The organism is Okibacterium endophyticum (assembly GCF_054780075.1).
The window spans coordinates 173,131-192,328 of sequence record NZ_BAAGXA010000012.1 but is presented as its reverse complement, the minus strand read 5'-3'; the positions used below and the strand labels follow the sequence as shown (position 1 = coordinate 192,328).

Below are 19,198 nucleotides of genomic sequence, written 5' to 3'. Positions count from 1 at the left end.
ATGGCACGAGCAGACAGAGCAGCGCGCAAGAAGAGCGCGGGGAAAGGCGTGACGGACCCCATGCCCGACACCGGCGTCGATCCCGTCGACGAAGAACTCGAATACACGCCGACGGAGGCCGACGGCGACATGTTCGGCGGCACCGCTCCGGTGAAGAAGGCTCAGCACTTCGGACCGTCCGCCGCCCGGCTGATCGGGCTGCTGAAACCGGAGCGAGCGTGGATGGCCGTTGTCATCGCACTCGTTGTGGTGTCTGTTGTGCTCACCGTGATCGCCCCGAAGGTTCTCGGCGCCGCAATGGACGCGATCTTCACGGGTGTGCTCGGCATGAACCTGCCCGCCGGCGTGCCACTCGATCAGATCGTGGAGCAGACGAGGTCAGACGGCAATGCCGAGCTCGCCGACATGCTCGAGAAGTCGAACCCGACACCGGGCGAAGGCATCGACTTCGTTGTGCTCGGCCGGCTGATCTTCATCGTGCTCGGCATGTATGTGGTGGCGTCGGTGCTGATGTGGGCACAGGGATTCATCTTGAACGCGCTCGTGATGCGCGTGGTGTTCACGCTGCGCCAAGACATCGAGAAGAAGCTGAACCGCCTGCCCCTCAGCTATTTCGACACCCGCCAGCGCGGTGACCTGATGTCTCGCGTCACCAACGATGTCGACAACATTCAGGCGGCACTGCAACAGGCGTTCTCGCAGATCGTGCAGTCTGCGCTCACGATCATCGGCATAGCCGTGATGATGTTCATCGTGTCGTGGCAGCTCGCGCTGATCGCGCTCATCGCGCTGCCCCTCTCCGCGATCATCGCCGGCGTCATCGGCGTGCGATCACAGAAGCTGTTCGTCGCGCAGTGGAAGAACACGGGTTCCCTCAACGGGCACGTCGAAGAGTCGTATTCGGGCCTCGAGCTCGTGCGGGCGTTCGGCCGAGACGAAGAGATGCTCGAAGAGTTCGACGAGCGCAACGAGAAGCTCTACAGGGCATCGTTCGGCGCGCAGTTCGTCTCGGGCATGATCATGCCCGCGATGATGTTCGTGTCATACCTGTCATACGTTCTCATCGCCGTCGCCGGTGGCCTGCGCGTCGCCTCTGGCCAGATGACCCTCGGTGACGCGACGGCGTTCATCCAGTACTCGCGCGAGTTCTCACAGCCCATCAGCGAGATCGCCGGCATCGCGAACATGATCCAGTCCGGGGTCGCGTCCGCCGAGCGCACCTTCGAGCTGCTCGATGCAGACGAGCAGGACCCAGACGACGTCACAGACGCTCTGCCGGAGCGCACAGACGGCCATGTCGAGTTCGAGCACGTCTCGTTCAGCTACGCACCGGATGCTCCGCTGATCGAAGATCTGTCGTTCTCTGTCGAACCAGGTCAGACGGTCGCGATCGTCGGACCGACCGGTGCGGGCAAGACGACACTCGTCAACCTCGTGATGAGGTTCTACGAGCTCACGAGTGGCCGCATCCTCATCGACGGGGTGGATGTCACCTCCCTGTCTCGCGCTGAGCTGCGGTCGCAGGTGGGAATGGTCCTGCAGGACGCCTGGCTGTTCGACGGGACGATCCGCGAGAACATCCGTTACGGACGACTCGATGCCACCGACGACGAGGTCGTCGAAGCCGCTCAGGCGACGATGGTCGACAGGTTCGTCAGGCAGCTGCCTGACGGCTACGACACGGTCGTCGACGCAGAAGGCGGCAGCATCTCGGCCGGTGAGCGTCAGCTCATCACGATCGCGCGCGCGTTCATCGCGAACCCGTCGCTGCTGATCCTCGACGAGGCGACGTCGTCTGTCGACACCCGCACCGAGCTGCTCGTGCAGCACGCGATGGCGGCGCTGCGCACCGACCGCACCTCGTTCGTGATCGCCCACCGGCTGTCGACGATCCGCGACGCACACACCATCCTGGTGATGCAGAACGGCGCGATCGTCGAACAGGGCAACCACGAGCAGTTGCTTGCGGCCCGCGGCGCGTACCACACGCTCTACATGACGCAGTTCCGCGGCGAGAGCATCGACGAGGCGGATGCCGATGAAGACGGAGCGGGCAGCACGCCCCCGGCGGATGCCGAGCCGGTGCGCTCGACCTGATCCCTGGTCCCTGATCCCTGGTTCCTGGTCCTTGGTCCCTGGTCCTTGGTTCCTGATCCCTGATCCCTGGTCCCTGACCCAGCCTCCGGCCCCGGCCGTGCCCCTCGAGGGTGAGTGTCCAGAAAGCAGCCACCCGGCGCGATTCCACGTCGGATGGCTGCTTTCTGGACGCGCGCCGACATCGGGACGGCCGGGTGGGAGGGCCGGTAGCGCGAGCGGAGTGAGAGGTCTGCGGGAGCGAGCGGTGTGGCGGCCTGCGAAGATGGATGCCGATGGCTGAACTCGCTGACGACAACAGGTGCCCGTGCCTGAGCGGCAATCCCTATGGGGAGTGCTGCGCACGCTTTCACCGGGGCGAGACCGCAGCGCCCACGGCCGAACTGCTGATGCGCTCACGCTACTCGGCGTTCGCCGCGCACGATGCCGCCTATCTGCTCGACACATGGCATCCGCGCACCAGGCCGGCTGAGGTGCGCTTCGAACCGGGGCTCCGCTGGTTGCGGCTCGACATCGTGGCGACCAGCGGCGGCGGCATGCTCGCGACAGAGGGCACCGTCGAGTTCGCGGCGTTCTACCGCGACGAGAACGGCCGTGGCGAGCTGCACGAGACGAGTCGCTTCGTGCGCGAGAACGGCACGTGGTTCTATCTCGACGGTGACGCGCCCTGACCCCGCGTTTTCACCCCGTTCGGACGTTGTCACCAGCTATGCGGGATGAAAACGTCCGATCGAGGTGAAAACGTTCATCCGCGGCAGCGGCAACGGCAGCGGCAGCGGCAGCGGCAGCGGCACCAGAGGTAACACCCGCGTGAACAGATTCCAACTCGGGGTGAACGTCTGCTGATTCGAGCGGCCGCCGACGGGGTGCCCGTTAGCGTGGAGAAGGCCCTGACCCCGAACGGGGTCGGGATGCGCCGCGGTGTACCCGCACGCCGCCGTGCATAGGGAATCGTGCGCAGGGAATCCGTGCGCAGGGAATCCGTGCGCAGGGAATCCGTGCGCAGGGGTGCTCTGTGCAGGACACCCGTGTGCGCGACGAATCGTCGACAATCGCTTTGTAGAGAGGCAGATCCATGAGCAGAACCGTGAAACGAATCGGGACCGGTGCCGCGCTGTGCGCGTTCGGCGCGATCATGCTCCCCGCTGCGCCGGCATTCGCGGCACCCGGTGACGTGACTGTCACCTATTTCGAGGACCGCTACTCGGACGGCGTCTTCGACACGAGCAAAACCAGTCCGGCTGGTGAGGTGGATCAGAAGCGCACATCCGGCTACGTGTACCTGCAAGACGCGTCCGGTGCCTGGTGGGCGACGATCGCAGACGCGAACGGTGACTTCTCGTTCAGCGGGCTGCCCGCCGGTGAGGCGAAGGTCTACCTCGGCACACCAGACCCCTATGTGAGCACTGCCGTGTTCGATGCGAGCGTCGCCGGCGCACCCGTGAAGCTGCCGCAGACCACTGATGTCTCGTTCGAGACGGGAACCTATGTGGCCCCCGACGGCGCCACGCGCCCGATCGTCCTGCCCGCGGGCCGCCTGCTCGCCGAAGCGACCATCGCGGTCGGCGACACGGAACAGGCCGCCTCGATCGGCATGTCGTCGCTCAGCGCAGGAGCCACGGTGGTGCTCGAAGGCGCCGAAGGCACCCCGGTCAGCGACCTTGCCGAGATCACGTTCAGCAACAACGGCTCCGAGTTCGACGCGGTCGAGTGGGCCGATGGCAAGTACTACCCCGCCGAGGGCGACGCGGCCGCGCACTTCACGGCGCCGACCATCGGCATCGAGGTCGCCCCGGTGCACGGTTATGAGGTCTCATCGGTGACCGCAGAAGCGTCGGGTGAACTGCCCGTTGTGCACAACGGAGATCGCTACACCGTCGCCACCGATTCGATCGGCAGGTACTTCGAATCCGCTGACTTCACCGTGACACTCGCCGAGGCGGATGGGGCGGATGTCTCGATCACCCGCTTCGACGACCGTTACCTCGACGGGGTCTTCGATCCGTCGCTCGTCACGGATGCCGGTGATTCAGACGTCAAGCGCGACACCGGGTACGTCTACATCGAAGACGTCAACGGCGACTGGTGGGCGACCACGGCCGACGACGAGGGCGACTACAACCTGACCCACATCCCCACCGGACGCGCGACGATTCACCTCGACACCCCGAACTCCTACGTGTCCGAGGTGTTCTGGAATGCGACGAACCTTGACCACTACAGCGACATCGAGCGCGGATCCCACGAGTCGATCACGTTCGACGAGGCAACCTACATTGCGCCCGACGGCTCGACCACTCCCATGACCAAGCCGTCGCCGGAGCTCACCGGTGCGATCGAGGTCGAACTCGTCGAGGGCGAGCAGCAGCTCGAGATCGGGATGGCGAGTGTCACGCAGGGCGCGACCGTCGTCGATGAGGCCGGTGCGCCCGTGACGGATGCCGCCGAGCTGACCTTCCGTGCCAACGATGAGACGTTCGCGGCAACCGAGTGGCAAGAGGCGGCGTATTACGCCGACGAGGCAGGAGCCGAAGCGTTCTTCTCAGCAGCCGTGCTCGGAATCACGGCAACGCCGGCAGAGGGGTATGAGGTGGTCTCTGTCGAAGCCGTGTCTTCACTCTTCGGCGACACGTTCGAGATCACACACGATGCGGACACCTCTTGGTCGATGACCCCGGAGCAGATCGATCGCTACTTCGACGGTGTCGAGTGGGTTGTGACGGTGGCCGAGGTCGTTGAGCCGGAGCCGACGCCGGAGCCGACGGATCCGGGCACACCCGGCCCGACCGGTCCCGGCGCTCCGGCCGGTCCCGCGGCACCCGGCACCGGCGGCTCAGCGGGTGACGGCTCGCTCGCCGACACCGGCTCCGACGGATCTCTGACCGCACTCGCCGCGGCTCTCGGTGTCGGGCTGCTCGCCCTCGGCGCTCTGCTCGCGCGCCGCCGCCGAATCAGCTGACGCGACGGCATCACAGCCCCGCCCGGCGCGGCATCCTCTGGCGCACGGCGCACGGCGCACGGCGCACGCTCATCCTGTTCGGACGTTTTCACCCGCTATACGGGGTGAAAACGTCCGAATAGGGTGAAAACGTTCAGTCACTGGCGCGGAGCGCGCTCACGCCGGCACTCGTCTCCGCCCGCAGGTCGAGCCGCCGCAGCAGCTGCGCGTTCGCCGCGACGATGATCGTCGACAGCGACATGAGGATCGCACCGACAGACATCGGCAGCACGAACCCGACGGGCGCGAGCACACCGGCGGCGAGCGGCACCGACACGAGGTTGTAAGCGCCAGCCCACCAGAGGTTCTGCGACATCTTGCGGTAGCTCGCCCGCGACAGCTCGATCACCGACAGCACGGAACGGGGATCGTCGCTCGCCAGGATCACGCCGGCAGACGCGATCGCGACATCCGTGCCTGCACCGATCGCGATGCCCACGTCGGCCTGCGCCAGCGCCGGGGCGTCGTTCACCCCGTCGCCGACCATCGCGACCTTTTTGCCCTCTGCCTGCAGTTCTCGCACCTTCGCGGCCTTGCCCTCTGGCCTGACACCGGCGAAGACGCGGTCGATGCCGAGCTCGGCGGCGACGGACCGCGCGACAGCCTCGGCATCACCGGTGATCATCGCCACCTCGACGCCCCGCGCGTGCAGAGCATCCACCGCCTGCCGCGATTCGTCGCGGATGCCGTCGGCGAGCGCCAGCGCACCGATCACGGCGCCATCCTGAAGCACGTGCAGGATGATGGCCCCACGTTCACGCCACTCGCCGACGAGGTCGAGTTCGTGCACGCCGCGCTGCTCGAGCAGCGCAGGGCCTCCGACGCCGATCTCGCTGCCGTCGACCGTGGCGGTGACGCCGACGGCCGGCGATGACGAGAAGCCGCTCGCCGCAGGAACAGACAGCCCCTTCTGCCCGGCGGCGGCCACGATCGCCCGTGCAAGCGGATGCTCGCTGTCCGCCTCGGCGGCGGCCGCCAGCGCGAGAACACGGTCGCGACGAGCGTCACCGTCCGCCTTCGGCTCGGCGCCATCCACCGCCTCGACAGCGATGACGGCCGGCTCACCCCTGGTGAGGGTTCCGGTCTTGTCGAACAGAACGGCGTCCACCGTGCGCATGCCCTCGAGTGCGAGACGGTCGGTCACGAGCACTCCGCCGCGCGCGGCGCGCTCCGTCGCAATGGAGACGACCAGCGGGATTGCGAGCCCGAGCGCGTGGGGGCAGGCGATCACCAGCACGGTGATCGTGCGCACGACCGCATCGTCTGCAGACCCGAACATGGTCCAGACGACAGCGGTGATGACTGCAGATCCGAGCGCGAACCAGAACAGCAGGGCAGCTGCGCTGTCGGCCAGCCGCTGCGCGCGCGACGATGAGTTCTGGGCATCCGCCACCAGTCGGCGGATGCCGGCGAGCGCCGTATCGTCACCGACCTTGTCTACCCGGATGCGCAGCCCGGAATCCGTTGCGACGGTCCCGGCCACCACGGTGTCGCCGTCGCCACGGTGAACGGTGCGAGACTCGCCCGTGATCATCGACTCGTCCATGCTCGCTGAGCCCTGCACGACCTCGCCGTCCGCCGGCACGCGCGCGCCTGGCCGGACGATGACGATGTCGCCCACACGCAGGTCGGCCGGCGGCACCGTGACGATGTCGTCGTCGTCGACACGCTCGGCTTCGTCTGGCAGCAGAGCCGAAAGCGAATCGAGAGCAGACGAGGTCTGCGCGAGCGACCGCATCTCGATCCAGTGCCCGAGGAGCATGATCACCACGAGCAGGGCGAGCTCCCACCAGAAGTCGAGCTGATGATCGAGCAGCGAGAGGCTCGCGCCCCATGATGCGACGAACGCCACCGTGATGGCGAGCCCGATGAGCAGCATCATGCCGGGCTTGCGCTGCCGTAGTTCCGTCACGGCTCCCGTGAGGAACGGCCGGCCACCCCAGACGTACATCACGGTGCCGAGCACCGGTGAGACCCACGGGATCCATGGGAGATCCGGCAGCTCGTATCCGAGGATCATGGCGAACATACCGCTGAGCCCGACGACCGGTATCGCCATCACGAGCATGATCCAGAACAGCCGCCTGAACTGTCCCACGTGGTCGCCGTGACCACCATGGCCGGTGTGACCACCGCGGTCACCGTGCCCACTGTGGTCCGCGTGCTCACTGTGGGCGCCCTCGCGCATCGCCGCCTCGTCGCGCCCACCATGCACGTCGCGACCTGACTGCACGTCTGAACGGGTCACCCCGTGACCCGCGTGCTCGTTCCGTGCCCCGTGACCGGCATGCTCGTTCTGCCCCGAATGATCGGCTGCGTGTTGTTCGTATGGATCGGTCATGTCTCGATGCTATACCCCCTAGGGGTATATGGAGAAGGGCTGGCGACGAGTGTCTGGTTCAGTCGGCCTGACGGACCCCGCCTCCTCGGCAGAGGCTACCGTGTGCAGGGAGCGGCCGCGGCCGCGGGAGGCGAGGACGCCCTTCCGCAGGCTAGAGCGCAGTCCCAGCGTCGCCGCCAACGCGTCGCGCGGCGATCGCGCCATGAGGGCGGTAGCCCGGACCAGTCCTCGTGTGGGCCTCGACGACCTCGAATCCGGCGCTGCGCAGTTCGTCACCGAGCATCTCCACGGGCCAGCTGTAGGCATCCACGACAGCGTGATCGAATTTCTCGATCGCAGGACCCTCGACGAATCCGAGCAGCAGCCCGCCACCCGGTCGGATGACACGCGCAAACTCCACGAGAGGGACCTGCATCAGGTCGGGGTCGAGATGGATGAGCGAGTACCACGAGAGCACTCCTCCGGCCGATCCCGTCGCGACATCGAGGTCGTCGAGGCTACCGACCCGGTACGGGATGCCGGGGTAGCTGGCGCGCGCACGCGCGATGAACTCGGGAACGAGGTCGACGCCCGAGGCCGCGATTCCCTGCTCTGCCAGATGGTTCGTCCACTGTCCGGGTCCGCATCCGGCGTCGATAACCGGTCCGTCGATGCCGGCGGCCCAGCTCTCCACCAGCTGGCGGTCGGAGGGATGCGCAGCCGTGATCGACCCGAAGATCTCGGAGTACTCCGCAGCCCGGCGTGAATAGGCATCTCTTACGTGGGTTCCCATCTGATCCAGCATATGCACCTTCAGGCGCGACGGCGGTGGCGACGATCAGCGTGGAGCGGTATACACGCCGCCCGCCCTGATGAACTCGGTGACCGATGGCACCAGCCCAGCGGCGATCTCTTCTTGCGTCCGCTTGCGCCCCGCGACGGCAAAGGAGTGGTCGGCGCCGTCGAGCCATTCCAGGGTGCCGGACGGAATCCGCTCCACCACCCGATCGAGCAGGTCTCCGGTCGCGAACGTGTCGCGTCGCCCCTGCAGGAACAGCATCGGCACCGTGAGGCCATAGAGGTGCTCGTCCCTGATCTTCTCGGGTTTGCCCGGCGGATGCAGCGGGTACCCGAGAAACACCAGGCCGGCCGCCGGCATCCCCTCGGCGACGGCCATCGACGCCATCCGGCCGCCGAACGACTTGCCGCACGCCCACACCGGCTCTCCCTCTGACCGTGCGATCGCCTCGCCCATCGCCGCACGCCAGGTGGCGATCGCCTTCGGTGCGCGGTCCGGCATCCGCTTACCCTGCTCGGCATAGTCGAAGTTGAATCGCAGCGTCGCGAATCCGGCACCGTTCATGGCGTCGCTGAAGCCGCGAAGAAAAGGGTGGTCCATGCCTGCTCCCGCGCCGTGAGCGATGACAACGGATGCCGCGGGGTCCGCCGGGCGGGCATACGCACCGCTGACGGTCGAGTCACCGGTTGTGATCGAGATGCGCTCTTCGCTGCCGTCGCCCATGCTCACCATGATCTCCCATCCGCCGGTGACACGACGCATCCGGCGGGGGCTTGTGTAAGGGTGACCGAGTGTTTACCATAGTGATCATGCGTTCACCGTTTCACGTGTCGAACGACGATCTCTCCACAAAGGCGAGGGTCCGTCAGGCCGCCATCGCGCGTTTCGGGCGTGACGGCTTCGATGCGAGCGTGCGCACCATCGCGCACGATGCCGGAGTCAGCGCGGCAGCGGTGATGAAGCAGTTCGGGTCGAAAGTCGGGCTGCGCCGCGCCTGCGACGAATACGTCTTCGCCCTCATCCGCGACACGAAGCGCTCAGTCGTCGCCGAGCGGAGCAGTGCGCCCGGTGTCTTCATCCAGCAACTGGCACGGACCGCCGAGTACCGGCCACTCATCGCCTATGTGCTTCGCAGCCTTCAGGCGGGCGGCGAATACGCCAGATCCTTCATCGATCACATGGCCGAGGACGCACTCGAATACGTGACGGAAGGAGTGGCGAACGGTCTCATCGTGCCCAGCCGCGACGAGCGGGCGCGCGTGCGGTTTCTCATCGGTGCGTCGCTCGGCAATCTGCTGCTCGACCTCGCCACGGCGACCGACCCGCACGCCGTCGAGAGCGACGAGTTCTGGGAACGCGCGCTCGGCCGCCTCACGCTGCCCGCCCTCGAGATCTACGCAGAGGGCTTTCTGACCGACCGCTCCCTGCTCGAGACGTACCTGCTCTACATGCCGGATCCGCCGGTGGAGACCTCAGGCGAACGCGCCTGACACCCGACTCACTCCACCTTCGATCGAAAGAGCGATCTGTTATGACCACCACAACACCGGGCGCCAGCGTGCCCGCCATCCGGATCTCCGGCCTTCAGAAGCACTTCGGTTCCGTGACCGCACTCGACGGCCTCGACCTGCAGGTCGAGCCGGGCGAGGTGCACGGGTTTCTCGGCCCGAACGGCGCAGGCAAGTCCACAACCATCCGCATCCTCCTCGGCCTGCTCCGCGCAGACGGCGGCGAGGTCCGCGTTCTCGGCGCCGACCCGTGGGGGTCAGCGGTCACCCTGCATCGCCGTCTCGCGTATGTGCCCGGCGACGTGGAGCTGTGGCCGAACCTCACCGGGGGTGAGGCAATCGACCTGCTCGGCCGTCTGCGCGGCGGCGTCGACCGCGCTCGCCGAGACGAGCTGTGCGAACGTTTCGACCTCGACCCGCGCAAGAAGGGCCGCACCTATTCGAAGGGCAACCGGCAGAAGGTCGCCCTGATCGCCGCGCTCGCCAGCGACGTCGAACTCCTGCTGCTCGACGAGCCGACGGCGGGTCTCGACCCGCTGATGGAGGCCGTGTTCCAGGCGTGCATCCACGAAGCGACGGCAGACGGCCGCACAGTGCTGCTGTCGAGCCACATCCTCGCGCAGGTCGAGGTGCTCGCACACCGCATCTCGATCATCCGCAAGGGTCGCATCGTCGAGACCGGAAGCCTGCGCGAACTGCGCCACCTCACCCGCACGAGCGTCACGGTGCTCACCGAGCGCCCCGCCGGCGGGGTCGCCGACCTCCCTGGTGTTCACGAACTGCACCGCGACGGCGAGCAGCTGCGCTTCGACGTCGACGGCGACGCCATGCCCGCAGTGATGCGCGAGCTGGCCGGCCTCGGAGTCACCGGACTCACGGCGACGCCGCCGACGCTCGAACAGCTCCTGCTGCGCCACTACGGTGACGAGCTCGCCGCGGGCGTCGGCGGCGGCACGAGCAACGGCACGGGCACTGGCGCAACGACTGGGACGGGAGCGACACGATGAGCACAACAGCCGCACCCGCTCGCCGCCCGCCTGCGGAACCGATCGACGCGAATGGCCGCAGGCATCCGCTCGCCGGGTTCGGCACCCTCCTGCGGTTCATGCTGCGCCGCGACCGCATCCGCTTCTTCGGGTGGACACTCGGGCTGGCGATCATGCTCGTCTATTTCGCGAACGTTCTGGAGATCGTTTTTCCGGCCGTTGAGGATCTGCAGGCCATCGCCGTGTTCGCCTCGAACCCGGCGGCCGCCCTGCTCATGGGCCCGGGATTCGGCACGGAGGCCATCACCCTCGAGCGGTTCCTCGTCGGCACCTATGGCATGTACCTCATCATCGGGGCGGCGTTGATGAGCATCCTCACCGTTACCAGGCACACACGCCTCGAGGAGCAGTCCGGTCGCGCCGAGCTCGTGCGCGCGAACGTCGTCGGACGCTATGCATCGCTGACGGCTGCACTCACGGTGGCGGTGCTCATGAATCTGATGGTCGCTGTGCTGATGGGCGGCATCCTCACCGGGATGGGCAACGACGCGGGCGGCTCCTTCCTGTTCGGCGCGAGCGTGGGCGCGGCCGGCCTGGCCTTCACCGGCATCACCGCGAGCTGCGTGCAGCTCACGGAGTTCTCGCGCACGGCGTCCGGCATCGCCGGGGCGGTTCTCGGCGCGGGTTTTCTCGTGCGCGGGCTCGGTGACATGTCGACGGCGCAGAACGGCGACCTCGGCTGGTTGTCGTGGCTCACTCCGATCGGGTGGTCACAGCAGACCGCGCCGTTCACCCACAACAGGTGGATGCCGCTCGCACTGTCCGTCGCGGCCTTCGTGCTCTTCGCCGCCGTCGGTTACCTGCTCTCGGCGCGGCGGGATTTCGCAGCCGGTCTCGTGCCCGCGCGACGCGGTTCTGCGCACGCACCCGGCTGGCTGTCGAATCCGTTCGCGCTCGCGTTCCGACTGCAGCGAGCGAGCCTCATCGGGTGGGGCCTGTCGCTGTTCGCGGGCGGACTCGCCTACGGTGCGTTCACCCAGGCCATGATCGACGGTTTCTCGGACGCGCCGCCCGAGCTGCTTGTGCTCTTCGGCGGCGAAGAGAACCTGCTCACCGGCTACCTCGGGCTCATGGGGCTGATGTTCGCGATGTTCACTACCGTGTATGTGATTCTCGCGACGCAGTCGCTTCGCACAGAGGAGTTCGACGGTCGGGCCGAACCCGTTCTCGCCACGGCGGTGAGCCGGCCGGCCTGGCTCGGCGCCTGGACCGGAGTGACCGCCCTCGGAGTCGTTGTGCTGCTGTTCGCCGCCGGCCTCGGCGAGGCGATCGGCGCCGCCGCGAGCACCGGCAGCGGGGAGCTGTTCGGCGACGTTCTGCTCGGACACGTCGCGCACGCTCCGGCGGTGTGGGTGACGCTCTCGATCGCGATGCTGCTCTACGCGGTCGCCCCACGCCTTGTGCCGCTGGTGTGGATCGTGTTCGCATACGCGTTCCTCTTCGGGTTCTTCGGGCCGTTGTTCGACCTGCCAGAAGCTGTTGTGAAGGCGTCTCCGTATGAACACATCGGCGAGTACCCCGCTGAGGACCTCTCGGTGCTCGCGATGGTCGTGCTCACCGCGATCGCGGCGGTGCTCGTCGCGGCGAGCCTCGCCCTGTTCCGCCGCCGGGACCTCGTCACGGCGTGAGACGTGTGACATCGGACGCGTTCGATGTCGAGGCTCCCCAGTGCCCGGCCGGTCCGGTGACCGGCCGGGCGGCACAGCGCTGCTCGCGAACGCGGTCATCGACAGTCCTGTCGCCCGGTCACGAGATCATCGACGACTGGATCCGACCGCATCGCCGGAGGGGCGCAGTGGATCAGCGCAGGTCGTCTTGGACGTGCTGTGAGCCAGCCTCGGCGAGCCAGAGTCGCGCGAACGTTCCTTCGGACCGTGCGAGCAGTTCCGGCATCGTCCCCGACTCAGTGATCGTGCCATGGCTGAACACGGCGACGAGCTCGGCGCCGCGTGCGTGCGTGAGCTGATGCGCGATGATGATGGCGGTGCGCCCGCGGGTAACGGTGCGCAGCGCGGCCAACAACCTGCGGTCGGTTCCAGCCTGCGCCGTGGCTTCGTCGAGCACGACGACGGGCGGGTCGGCGAGAAGCACACGCGCGAGAGCGATCTGCTGGGTATGGAGGTGGCTGGCGCCGTGGCCCAGCACCGTGTCCGCTCCGTCGAAGAGGGAGTCCATGTCGAATTCGACGGCCACGAGCGCCGCGAGGAGCTGGTCGTCTGAGGCGTCCGGGCGTGCGAGGCGGAGGTTGTCGGCGACCGATCCGGCGAACAGGTGTGCCTCTTGTGTGACCAGGAGCGCTGCAGGCCTTCCTTCGTGTCGCGCCTCGTGAGCGGGGACGCCGCCGATGTGCACCAGGCCGCGGCCCGGCCGGTCGAGTCCGGCGATCAGGCGGGCCATAGTGCTCTTGCCCGAGCCGGATGCGCCCACGAACACGGCCGTCGTGCCGGCGTCGATGTCGAGGTCGATTCGGGAGAGGGCGTCGCGTCGCGCGTTTGTGTCGTACCGGAAACCGACCTCGCGGATTCGAACGCTCGCGTCGCGGATCGGAGTGCCTTGTTCACGTCCGGATGTGCCTGTCTGCAGCACTCCGATGAGGCGCTCGAGGCCGGCCAGCGCGCGCTGCAGGTCGTCGATGCTGCCGAGCAGCGCGCCGATCGGTCCGAAGAGGCGGTGGAAGAAGAGCGCAGCGGCGGTGACGGCGCCGATCGTCAGGCCGGTCGCTGTGGTGAGCACGAATCCCGTGGCGAGGACCGCGGCGAGCCCGACGAGCTCGGCGGCATTGAGCCCTCCGTTGAAGCGGTTGCGCGCTCTGGCAGCCTGCCGCTGGGTCTGGACGGCCGACGTGCTGGCTCGGGCGATGCGCTCGAGGTGACTGTCCTGGCTGCGATGGGCGCGCACCGTATCGGCGCCCGCGGCCGCTTCGATGAGCACCTGTCCACGGTGGGCCTCCTCTTGCCGGAGCCGGGTGTACAGCGGGCGGGATCGACGGAGGAAGCGGACGGTGGCGGCCACCTGGAGCGGCACCGCGAGCACGGCGGCGAGCGCGAGCCAGGGGTCGAGGATGCTGAGGCCGACCGCAGTCAGCCCGATGGTGAGCGCCGCCTGCAAGAACCTGGGCAGCACGTCTGAGATCGCTTCGGTCACGGCCTGGACGTCGCCGGTGACGCGGGCGACGATGTCGCCGCTCCCCGCCTCTTCGACGACGGTCAGCGGCAGAGACAGCGCCACGCCGAACACGCCCTCTCGAAGTTCGCTCAGCGCGGCCTGGAGGGTGTGCACCAGCAGCATCCCCCCGGCCCACTGCAGGCAGGCGGCGAGAGATCCGGCCGCGAGCAGCACGGCGCAGATCTGCCAGAAGTGCGCGACTGTCTGGCGGGCGATCACCGCGTCGACGAGTGTGCCGAGCAGCAGGGGCACCCAGAGCGCGGATGTGGCGCCGAGCAGGAGCAGTGCAATCGTCGAGACGAGCTGCCACGGCCGCTTCCAGAGCAGCCGGAGCGTGACCCGTGCGGTGTCGCGGGGTGTCGCGATCGGAAGCGTCACGCCGGCACTCCTGTGGTGGACCGTCCGGCCGCGGGCAGCGTCGGGGCGTCGATGACGTGACGGCAGGCGTCCAGCAGGATGCGGCTGGACGTGATGACGACGATCGGTCGCTGCAGCAGGTGCAGTCCTGCCGCCACCTGCTGCTCGGTCACCGGATCCAGTGCCGTGGTCGGTTCGTCGAGCACCACGACATCGCCGTCGGCGTGCAGTGCGCGGGCCAGGAGAAGCCGCTGACGCTGTCCGCCAGAAAGCCGGCGCCCGCCTTCGCCGACGGGCGCCTCGGGTGAGCCGAGCTGTTCGATCACGTCGTCCAGCGCCGTGGCGGCGACGATGCGGACGTCGAGCACGCGATCGGCGGCGACGTTGTCACGCAGGGATCCGGTGAACACCATAGCGTTGTGCGGGGGTGCGACGACGCGTGCGGCGTAGCGGTCCGGCCCCAGGTCGACGGCGTCTTCCCCCACCAGGAGTATCTCCTCTCGGGCCGGCGTCGTGCGGTATGCGAGGCGCGCCGAGATCGCGCGCGCCTCGGCGGCGGAGCCTACTCGCACTCCGACCAGCCCGCTGCGCCCGGTGATCGTCAGCGCGCTGCCCGCCGCCGGCCGCCACACGAGGAAGGGCTCCTCAGCCTCGGCGACGCCGCCGCCCGATGCCGGTGATCCGGGCGGGAGCTCGAACGGCTCGGTGAGAAGCCCGACGAGCCGGCGACTCGAGGCGCGTTTGTGCGCCCAGTTCGGCGCGAACGTGCCCAGGTGTGCGAGCGAGCCCTGCAGGAACTGGGCCAGGCCCACCACCGTGACCAGCTGGCCGGCGGTGATGTGACCGGCCGATGCCATCCATGCGGCGGCCAGGGCAAGTCCGGCGAGGTAGAGCACCGACACGGCCGCGCTCAACGCCTGATAGCTCAGCAGCATACGGGAGGCCGCCGTCGCATCCGTTCGGGAGGCGGAGCTGGCGAGACGGTAGCGGCGGAGCACCTCGTCTTGCGCGCCGAGACCGTGCACGATCCGCAGTCCCTGCATCGTGTCGGTGGCGACGTCGCTGGCCCGTGCGACTGAGGCCTGCTCGGCCAGGCCCCTGCGCTGGATCGGGCGCACGAGCAGCTGCATCGCCGACAGCACCAGCACCGCGCCGATCAGAACGCCGAGGCCCAGGGGGACCGAGACGACGAACAGCACGCACGCCGATACCAGCACCGCCGCGATCGTGGCCGCCTGCTCCGCGATGCTCCACGACACCCCGGCCACCCGGTAGGTGTCGCTCGTGGCGATCGAGAGCAGCTCCCCCTCGCGCCGTCGTCCGACCTGGCGGAGCGGATGCAGAACGCGCGTCAAGGTCAGCTGGCGCAGATCGTGCTCGCCGAAGCTGTAGACGCCGACCATTCCGAGCGACGCCCACTGGTAGCTCAGCGAGAGCACCACGAACACCACGGCGAGTGCGCCGAGCCAGAACAGCAGCTGCATGAGATCGCCCGTCGCGACGGCACGGTCGATGATCACACCGATGAGCACGGGCACCGCCGCCTCGCACACCTGGTGCACCATGAGTCCAGAGGCCGCCGCGGCCAGACGCCAGCCGCGACCGTTCCGCGACAACGCGATCCGTAGCACGGTAGGTGTGCGCAGTCGCTCCGGGTGCTCCATCATGTCCCACATCACCTCGACAGTAGGCCGGGACGCACGCCGGTGTGCGACAGTCTCTATCGCGTTCGAGACAGGTGAATGTAGGGTAGCCTTGCCTCAGCCAAGGGGGATCTTCATGTCGCATCGCGTTCGCGTCGACGCAGACGACGCCCGGCCGGCCGAGCAGGGCCCGGTCGTGCCGCCGGGTTACCTGCTGACGACCCGCTCCTTGGGGCACAGCTACCTCGACAACGACGACGGCTGCCGCGCTTCTGCGCATACGCATCCGGAGCACGTGGTGTTCTGGCCCGAGCGCGCGACCGCCTCCGTCGACGTCGGCGGCGTGCAGTGGCCGCTGTCGCTCGGGCAGGGACTCTGGGTGCCCGCGGGCACCCCGCACAGCGCGAGCCGCGATCCCCGCACCACGCTCGCCGCCACCTACGTCGTCGCCGATGCGTGGAGCCGTCCGGCGAGAGAGGCGGGGACCGTCGTCGTCGACGTCGCGCTGCGCGAGCTGCTTATGTACCTCGCCGCCACCGGCATGCCTCGCGAACAGCGACTGCGGGCCCAGGTGGTGTGCCTCGAGCTGATCACGGAGCAGACCCGGCCGTCGATCGAGCTGCCGATCCCTCGGGACCCTCGGATCAGCACCATCGCCCGGAGCATCATCCGGGATCCGGGCGACGACCGTTCGATCGAGCAGTGGGCGAGCGTTACCGCGCAGAGCACCCGCACGATCGCCCGCGCCTTCCGCAACGAGACCGCACTGACGTTCACCCAGTGGCGCACCTATGCCAGGCTCACCGAGGCCGTGCGCCTGCTCGGCGACGGGATGCCGGTTGGCGCGGTCGCCCGGCGGGTCGGATACGCCACCCCGAGCGCGTTCACGGCCGCGTTCCACCGCACGATGCACCAGACTCCGAGGGACTTCCTCCCGGCTCGCTCGCGCTGATCGCCACAAGTCTGTCTCGGCGGCGACGGGCTTTGTCCGTTGCTCGATACTCGCGAGATTTACAGTTGATTGAGGTGAGGCTACCCTTACCCAGAAATCGACTCGCTCAGCACAAGGACCACCATGCCCCCTCGCCGCCCCATCGCCCTGCTCGCCGCCTCGGTGTCGGTTCTCCTCGCTTTGTCGGGGTGTGCGCCCTCCCCTGACGCGGCCCCGGCGGAGTCCGAGAACAGGGTGTTCGCCGAGGCCGAGGCCGACGCCTATCCGGTCACGATTCCGCACGCCCTCGGCGAGACGACGATCACCTCGCAGCCGCAGCGCGTCGTCGTCATCGGCTGGGCGGGCGCGGATCTCGCGGTGCAGCTCGGCACCGTGCCCATCGCGCAGGGCACGGCCGCGAGTGTGCTCTCAGACGACCACTACCCATGGTTCGAGCAGGCCGTCGACGACCTCGGCGCGCCTCTTCCCGCAGTGGACCCGTCCCTGGAGCGCGGTGAGGTGGACCTGGAGTTCGTGCTCGCACAGGAACCCGATCTGATCCTGGCCATCAACTCTGGCATCACCGAAGAGGAGTACGGGCGCCTGAGCGAGATCGCACCGACGGTGGCGTACCCCGATGCACCGTGGGCGGGGTCCGTCGACGAGCACCTGACGATGATGGGCGCGGCGCTCGGACAGTCGGCGCGCGCCTCGCAGATCGAGCAGGACCTCGCCGACCGGCTGGACGAGGTGGCCTCGCAGCATCCGGAGTTCGAGGGCGTCACCTATATGCAGGGTTTCGCCCCATCGGATGACGGCCAGGCGGTGGTGTACGGCGCGAGCGATCCGCGCAGCGCCACCCTCACGGCGCTCGGCCTGGAGCCGTTGCCCGGAGCCGTCGAGCTGCAGCATGCTGCAGGAGACCCGAGCAGCTACTCGGTCAGCCTCGAGGAGCTGCTGCCGTTGACACCCGATCTGTTCGTCACGGTCTCCGACCAGGAGCAGTGGCAGTCGATCGTCGATGCACAGCCGGCTTTCGCGTCGTGGGCGCCCGTCGCCGAGGACCGGGTGGCTCTCATCACCGACCTGGAGGTGGGCCTCGCGTTCTCAACGGCCACGCCGCTCGGCATCGACTGGGCGATCGAACGCATCGCCGACGATCTGTCGGCGGCCCTCGCCGGATGAGCGGGGCACGCGCCTCGACCATGTCTTCGCCTCATGCCGCAATCCTCCCCAAGCTTCATCCCTCCCCGAGAAAGTGTGCCTCCCGCCATGCTCAGATTCCGTCGCTCCGTCGCGACCGCCGTCCTCGCCGCCGCAGCCCTGATCGCAACCGGCTGCTCCGCCACGACGGCTCCGGGCGATCGGTCCGCTCAGAGTTCGTCGCCCGGATTCCCCGTGAGCATCGAGCACGTCTACGGCACGACCGAGATCCCGAGCAATCCTGAGCGCGTCATCACCATCGGCTGGATGACTCAGGACATCGTCGCGGCGCTGGGCACGGTGCCGATCGGCACGCCGACGTCGTGGGGCGGCGACGAGGAGGGCTTCACACCGTGGTTCCGCACCCAGGTCGAAGATGTGCTCGAGGCAGACATGCCGACGATCCTCAACGAGGGCGAGGAACCCGATTTCGAGCAGATCCTCGCACTGGAGCCCGATGTGATCCTCGCCCCGCATTCGGGGATCACCGAGACGCAGTACGCACGCCTCAGCGAGATCGCCCCCACGGTCGCCTACGCCGAGCGCCCGTGGGTGTCGGGCGACTGGCAGGATCTCACCCGGGTGGTGGCCACCGCACTCGGCGAGAACGAGAAGGCCGAGGAGCTGATCGCCCAGACCGAGCAGGCGATGCAGGAGGCGCTCGTCACGCATCCCGGCGTCAAGGATACGTCGCTGCTCTATGGAGTGTCGCTGTCGGAAGGGTCGGCCGAGCTCGGCTTGTACATCTCCGCGGACCCGCGCGTGGCGTTCCTGCGCGAGTTCGGGCTCGTCGACAGCCCGAGCCTGAGCGACGCCCTCGGCGACGTCGACGATGACGACTTCCACGGCGCCGTGAGCCTGGAGAAGCTGAACACGATCGACGCCGACGTGTTCATCGCCTGGTCCAGTTCACCCGAGGAGACGCAGTACACCCTGGACCACCCCGCCCTCTCGCGCTGGGAGCCGATCGCCGATGGACGGTATTACATCATCGAGGACGCGACCATGGGCATGGCGACCAACGGCCCGACCCTTCTGAGCATCCCCTGGGCGATCGAGGAGGGATTCGTCGACGACGTCGCCACCGCCATCGACGGGGGCGCCATCGTGCGAGGTCAGGACTGACATGGCGGC

At 68.1% G+C, this 19,198-nt stretch carries 14 protein-coding genes; 9 read left to right on the top strand and 5 right to left on the bottom strand.

Annotated features, from left to right (window positions below; translation table 11 throughout):
* The 3 genes from ACYVF5_RS14960 to ACYVF5_RS14950 all read left to right on the top strand — a co-directional run bounded on the left by ACYVF5_RS14960 (position 1) and on the right by ACYVF5_RS14950 (position 5,053).
* Complete coding sequence (locus ACYVF5_RS14960) at positions 1-2,097, top strand: ABC transporter ATP-binding protein (RefSeq protein ID WP_460947824.1); 2,097 nt, start codon at positions 1-3, stop codon at positions 2,095-2,097.
* Positions 2,098-2,369: 272 nt separating this feature from the next.
* A complete protein-coding gene (locus ACYVF5_RS14955) occupies positions 2,370-2,765 on the top strand; it encodes a YchJ family protein (RefSeq protein ID WP_460947822.1) in 396 nt (131 codons plus the stop codon).
* A 404-nt stretch (positions 2,766-3,169) separates the two neighbouring features.
* Positions 3,170-5,053 carry an LPXTG cell wall anchor domain-containing protein gene (locus ACYVF5_RS14950; RefSeq protein ID WP_460947820.1) on the top strand — a complete coding sequence of 628 codons (1,884 nt, stop codon included), beginning with the start codon at positions 3,170-3,172 and terminating at the stop codon, positions 5,051-5,053.
* Between the two features lie 133 nt (positions 5,054-5,186).
* On the opposite strand, the gene ACYVF5_RS14945 is transcribed toward ACYVF5_RS14950, so the two are convergent.
* The 3 genes from ACYVF5_RS14945 to ACYVF5_RS14935 form a co-directional block, all read right to left on the bottom strand.
* Positions 5,187-7,433, bottom strand: coding sequence for a heavy metal translocating P-type ATPase (locus ACYVF5_RS14945; RefSeq protein WP_460947818.1), 2,247 nt, complete (start codon positions 7,431-7,433; stop codon positions 5,187-5,189).
* Positions 7,434-7,584: 151 nt separating this feature from the next.
* Positions 7,585-8,205: a class I SAM-dependent methyltransferase gene (locus ACYVF5_RS14940; protein WP_460947816.1), complete on the bottom strand. Its 621-nt coding sequence runs from the start codon at positions 8,203-8,205 to the stop codon at positions 7,585-7,587.
* A gap of 45 nt (positions 8,206-8,250) precedes the next feature.
* Positions 8,251-8,973, bottom strand: a complete 723-nt coding sequence (locus ACYVF5_RS14935) for an alpha/beta hydrolase family protein (protein ID WP_460947814.1) — start codon at positions 8,971-8,973, stop codon at positions 8,251-8,253.
* 47 nt (positions 8,974-9,020) lie between these two features.
* On the opposite strand from ACYVF5_RS14935, the gene ACYVF5_RS14930 reads away from it, so the two are divergent.
* From ACYVF5_RS14930 to ACYVF5_RS14920, 3 genes are read left to right on the top strand one after another with little or no spacing between them, the layout of a single operon-like run.
* Complete coding sequence (locus tag ACYVF5_RS14930) at positions 9,021-9,701, top strand: TetR family transcriptional regulator (RefSeq protein ID WP_460947812.1); 681 nt, start codon at positions 9,021-9,023, stop codon at positions 9,699-9,701.
* Between the two features lie 41 nt (positions 9,702-9,742).
* A complete protein-coding gene (locus tag ACYVF5_RS14925) occupies positions 9,743-10,726 on the top strand; it encodes an ABC transporter ATP-binding protein (RefSeq protein ID WP_460947810.1) in 984 nt (327 codons plus the stop codon).
* A complete protein-coding gene (locus ACYVF5_RS14920) occupies positions 10,723-12,393 on the top strand; it encodes an ABC transporter permease (protein WP_460947808.1) in 1,671 nt (556 codons plus the stop codon). Before ACYVF5_RS14925 ends, ACYVF5_RS14920 begins: the two co-directional genes overlap by 4 nt.
* Positions 12,394-12,565: 172 nt before the next feature.
* Here the strand turns inward: ACYVF5_RS14920 and ACYVF5_RS14915 are convergent, their stop codons facing one another.
* A complete protein-coding gene (locus ACYVF5_RS14915; protein WP_460947806.1) occupies positions 12,566-14,308 on the bottom strand; it encodes an ABC transporter ATP-binding protein in 1,743 nt (580 codons plus the stop codon).
* Positions 14,305-15,954 (bottom strand): ABC transporter transmembrane domain-containing protein, encoded by a 1,650-nt coding sequence (locus tag ACYVF5_RS14910; protein WP_460947804.1) that lies wholly within the window; start codon positions 15,952-15,954, stop codon positions 14,305-14,307. Before ACYVF5_RS14910 ends, ACYVF5_RS14915 begins: the two co-directional genes overlap by 4 nt.
* Positions 15,955-16,066: 112 nt before the next feature.
* On the opposite strand from ACYVF5_RS14910, the gene ACYVF5_RS14905 reads away from it, so the two are divergent.
* The 3 genes from ACYVF5_RS14905 (at position 16,067) to ACYVF5_RS14895 (ending at position 19,189) form a co-directional block, all read left to right on the top strand.
* Positions 16,067-16,882: a helix-turn-helix domain-containing protein gene (locus ACYVF5_RS14905; protein WP_460947802.1), complete on the top strand. Its 816-nt coding sequence runs from the start codon at positions 16,067-16,069 to the stop codon at positions 16,880-16,882.
* 123 nt (positions 16,883-17,005) lie between these two features.
* Positions 17,006-18,046, top strand: a complete 1,041-nt coding sequence (locus ACYVF5_RS14900; protein ID WP_460947800.1) for an ABC transporter substrate-binding protein — start codon at positions 17,006-17,008, stop codon at positions 18,044-18,046.
* 87 nt (positions 18,047-18,133) lie between these two features.
* Complete coding sequence (locus ACYVF5_RS14895) at positions 18,134-19,189, top strand: iron-siderophore ABC transporter substrate-binding protein (RefSeq protein ID WP_460947798.1); 1,056 nt, start codon at positions 18,134-18,136, stop codon at positions 19,187-19,189.
* Positions 19,190-19,198 lie beyond the last annotated feature (9 nt).

Excerpts from the sequence above, each read along its gene's own strand:
- ACYVF5_RS14960 (WP_460947824.1), top strand. The coding sequence starts at position 1 with ATGGCACGAGCAGACAGAGCAGCGCGCAAGAAGAGCGCGGGGAAAGGC.
- ACYVF5_RS14955 (WP_460947822.1), top strand. The coding sequence starts at position 2,370 with ATGGCTGAACTCGCTGACGACAACAGGTGCCCGTGCCTGAGCGGCAAT.
- ACYVF5_RS14950 (WP_460947820.1), top strand. The coding sequence starts at position 3,170 with ATGAGCAGAACCGTGAAACGAATCGGGACCGGTGCCGCGCTGTGCGCG.
- ACYVF5_RS14945 (WP_460947818.1), bottom strand. The coding sequence starts at position 7,433 with ATGACCGATCCATACGAACAACACGCAGCCGATCATTCGGGGCAGAAC.
- ACYVF5_RS14940 (WP_460947816.1), bottom strand. The coding sequence starts at position 8,205 with ATGGGAACCCACGTAAGAGATGCCTATTCACGCCGGGCTGCGGAGTAC.
- ACYVF5_RS14935 (WP_460947814.1), bottom strand. The coding sequence starts at position 8,973 with ATGCGTCGTGTCACCGGCGGATGGGAGATCATGGTGAGCATGGGCGAC.
- ACYVF5_RS14930 (WP_460947812.1), top strand. The coding sequence starts at position 9,021 with ATGCGTTCACCGTTTCACGTGTCGAACGACGATCTCTCCACAAAGGCG.
- ACYVF5_RS14925 (WP_460947810.1), top strand. The coding sequence starts at position 9,743 with ATGACCACCACAACACCGGGCGCCAGCGTGCCCGCCATCCGGATCTCC.
- ACYVF5_RS14920 (WP_460947808.1), top strand. The coding sequence starts at position 10,723 with ATGAGCACAACAGCCGCACCCGCTCGCCGCCCGCCTGCGGAACCGATC.
- ACYVF5_RS14910 (WP_460947804.1), bottom strand. The coding sequence starts at position 15,954 with ATGATGGAGCACCCGGAGCGACTGCGCACACCTACCGTGCTACGGATC.
- ACYVF5_RS14905 (WP_460947802.1), top strand. The coding sequence starts at position 16,067 with ATGTCGCATCGCGTTCGCGTCGACGCAGACGACGCCCGGCCGGCCGAG.
- ACYVF5_RS14900 (WP_460947800.1), top strand. The coding sequence starts at position 17,006 with ATGCCCCCTCGCCGCCCCATCGCCCTGCTCGCCGCCTCGGTGTCGGTT.
- ACYVF5_RS14895 (WP_460947798.1), top strand. The coding sequence starts at position 18,134 with ATGCTCAGATTCCGTCGCTCCGTCGCGACCGCCGTCCTCGCCGCCGCA.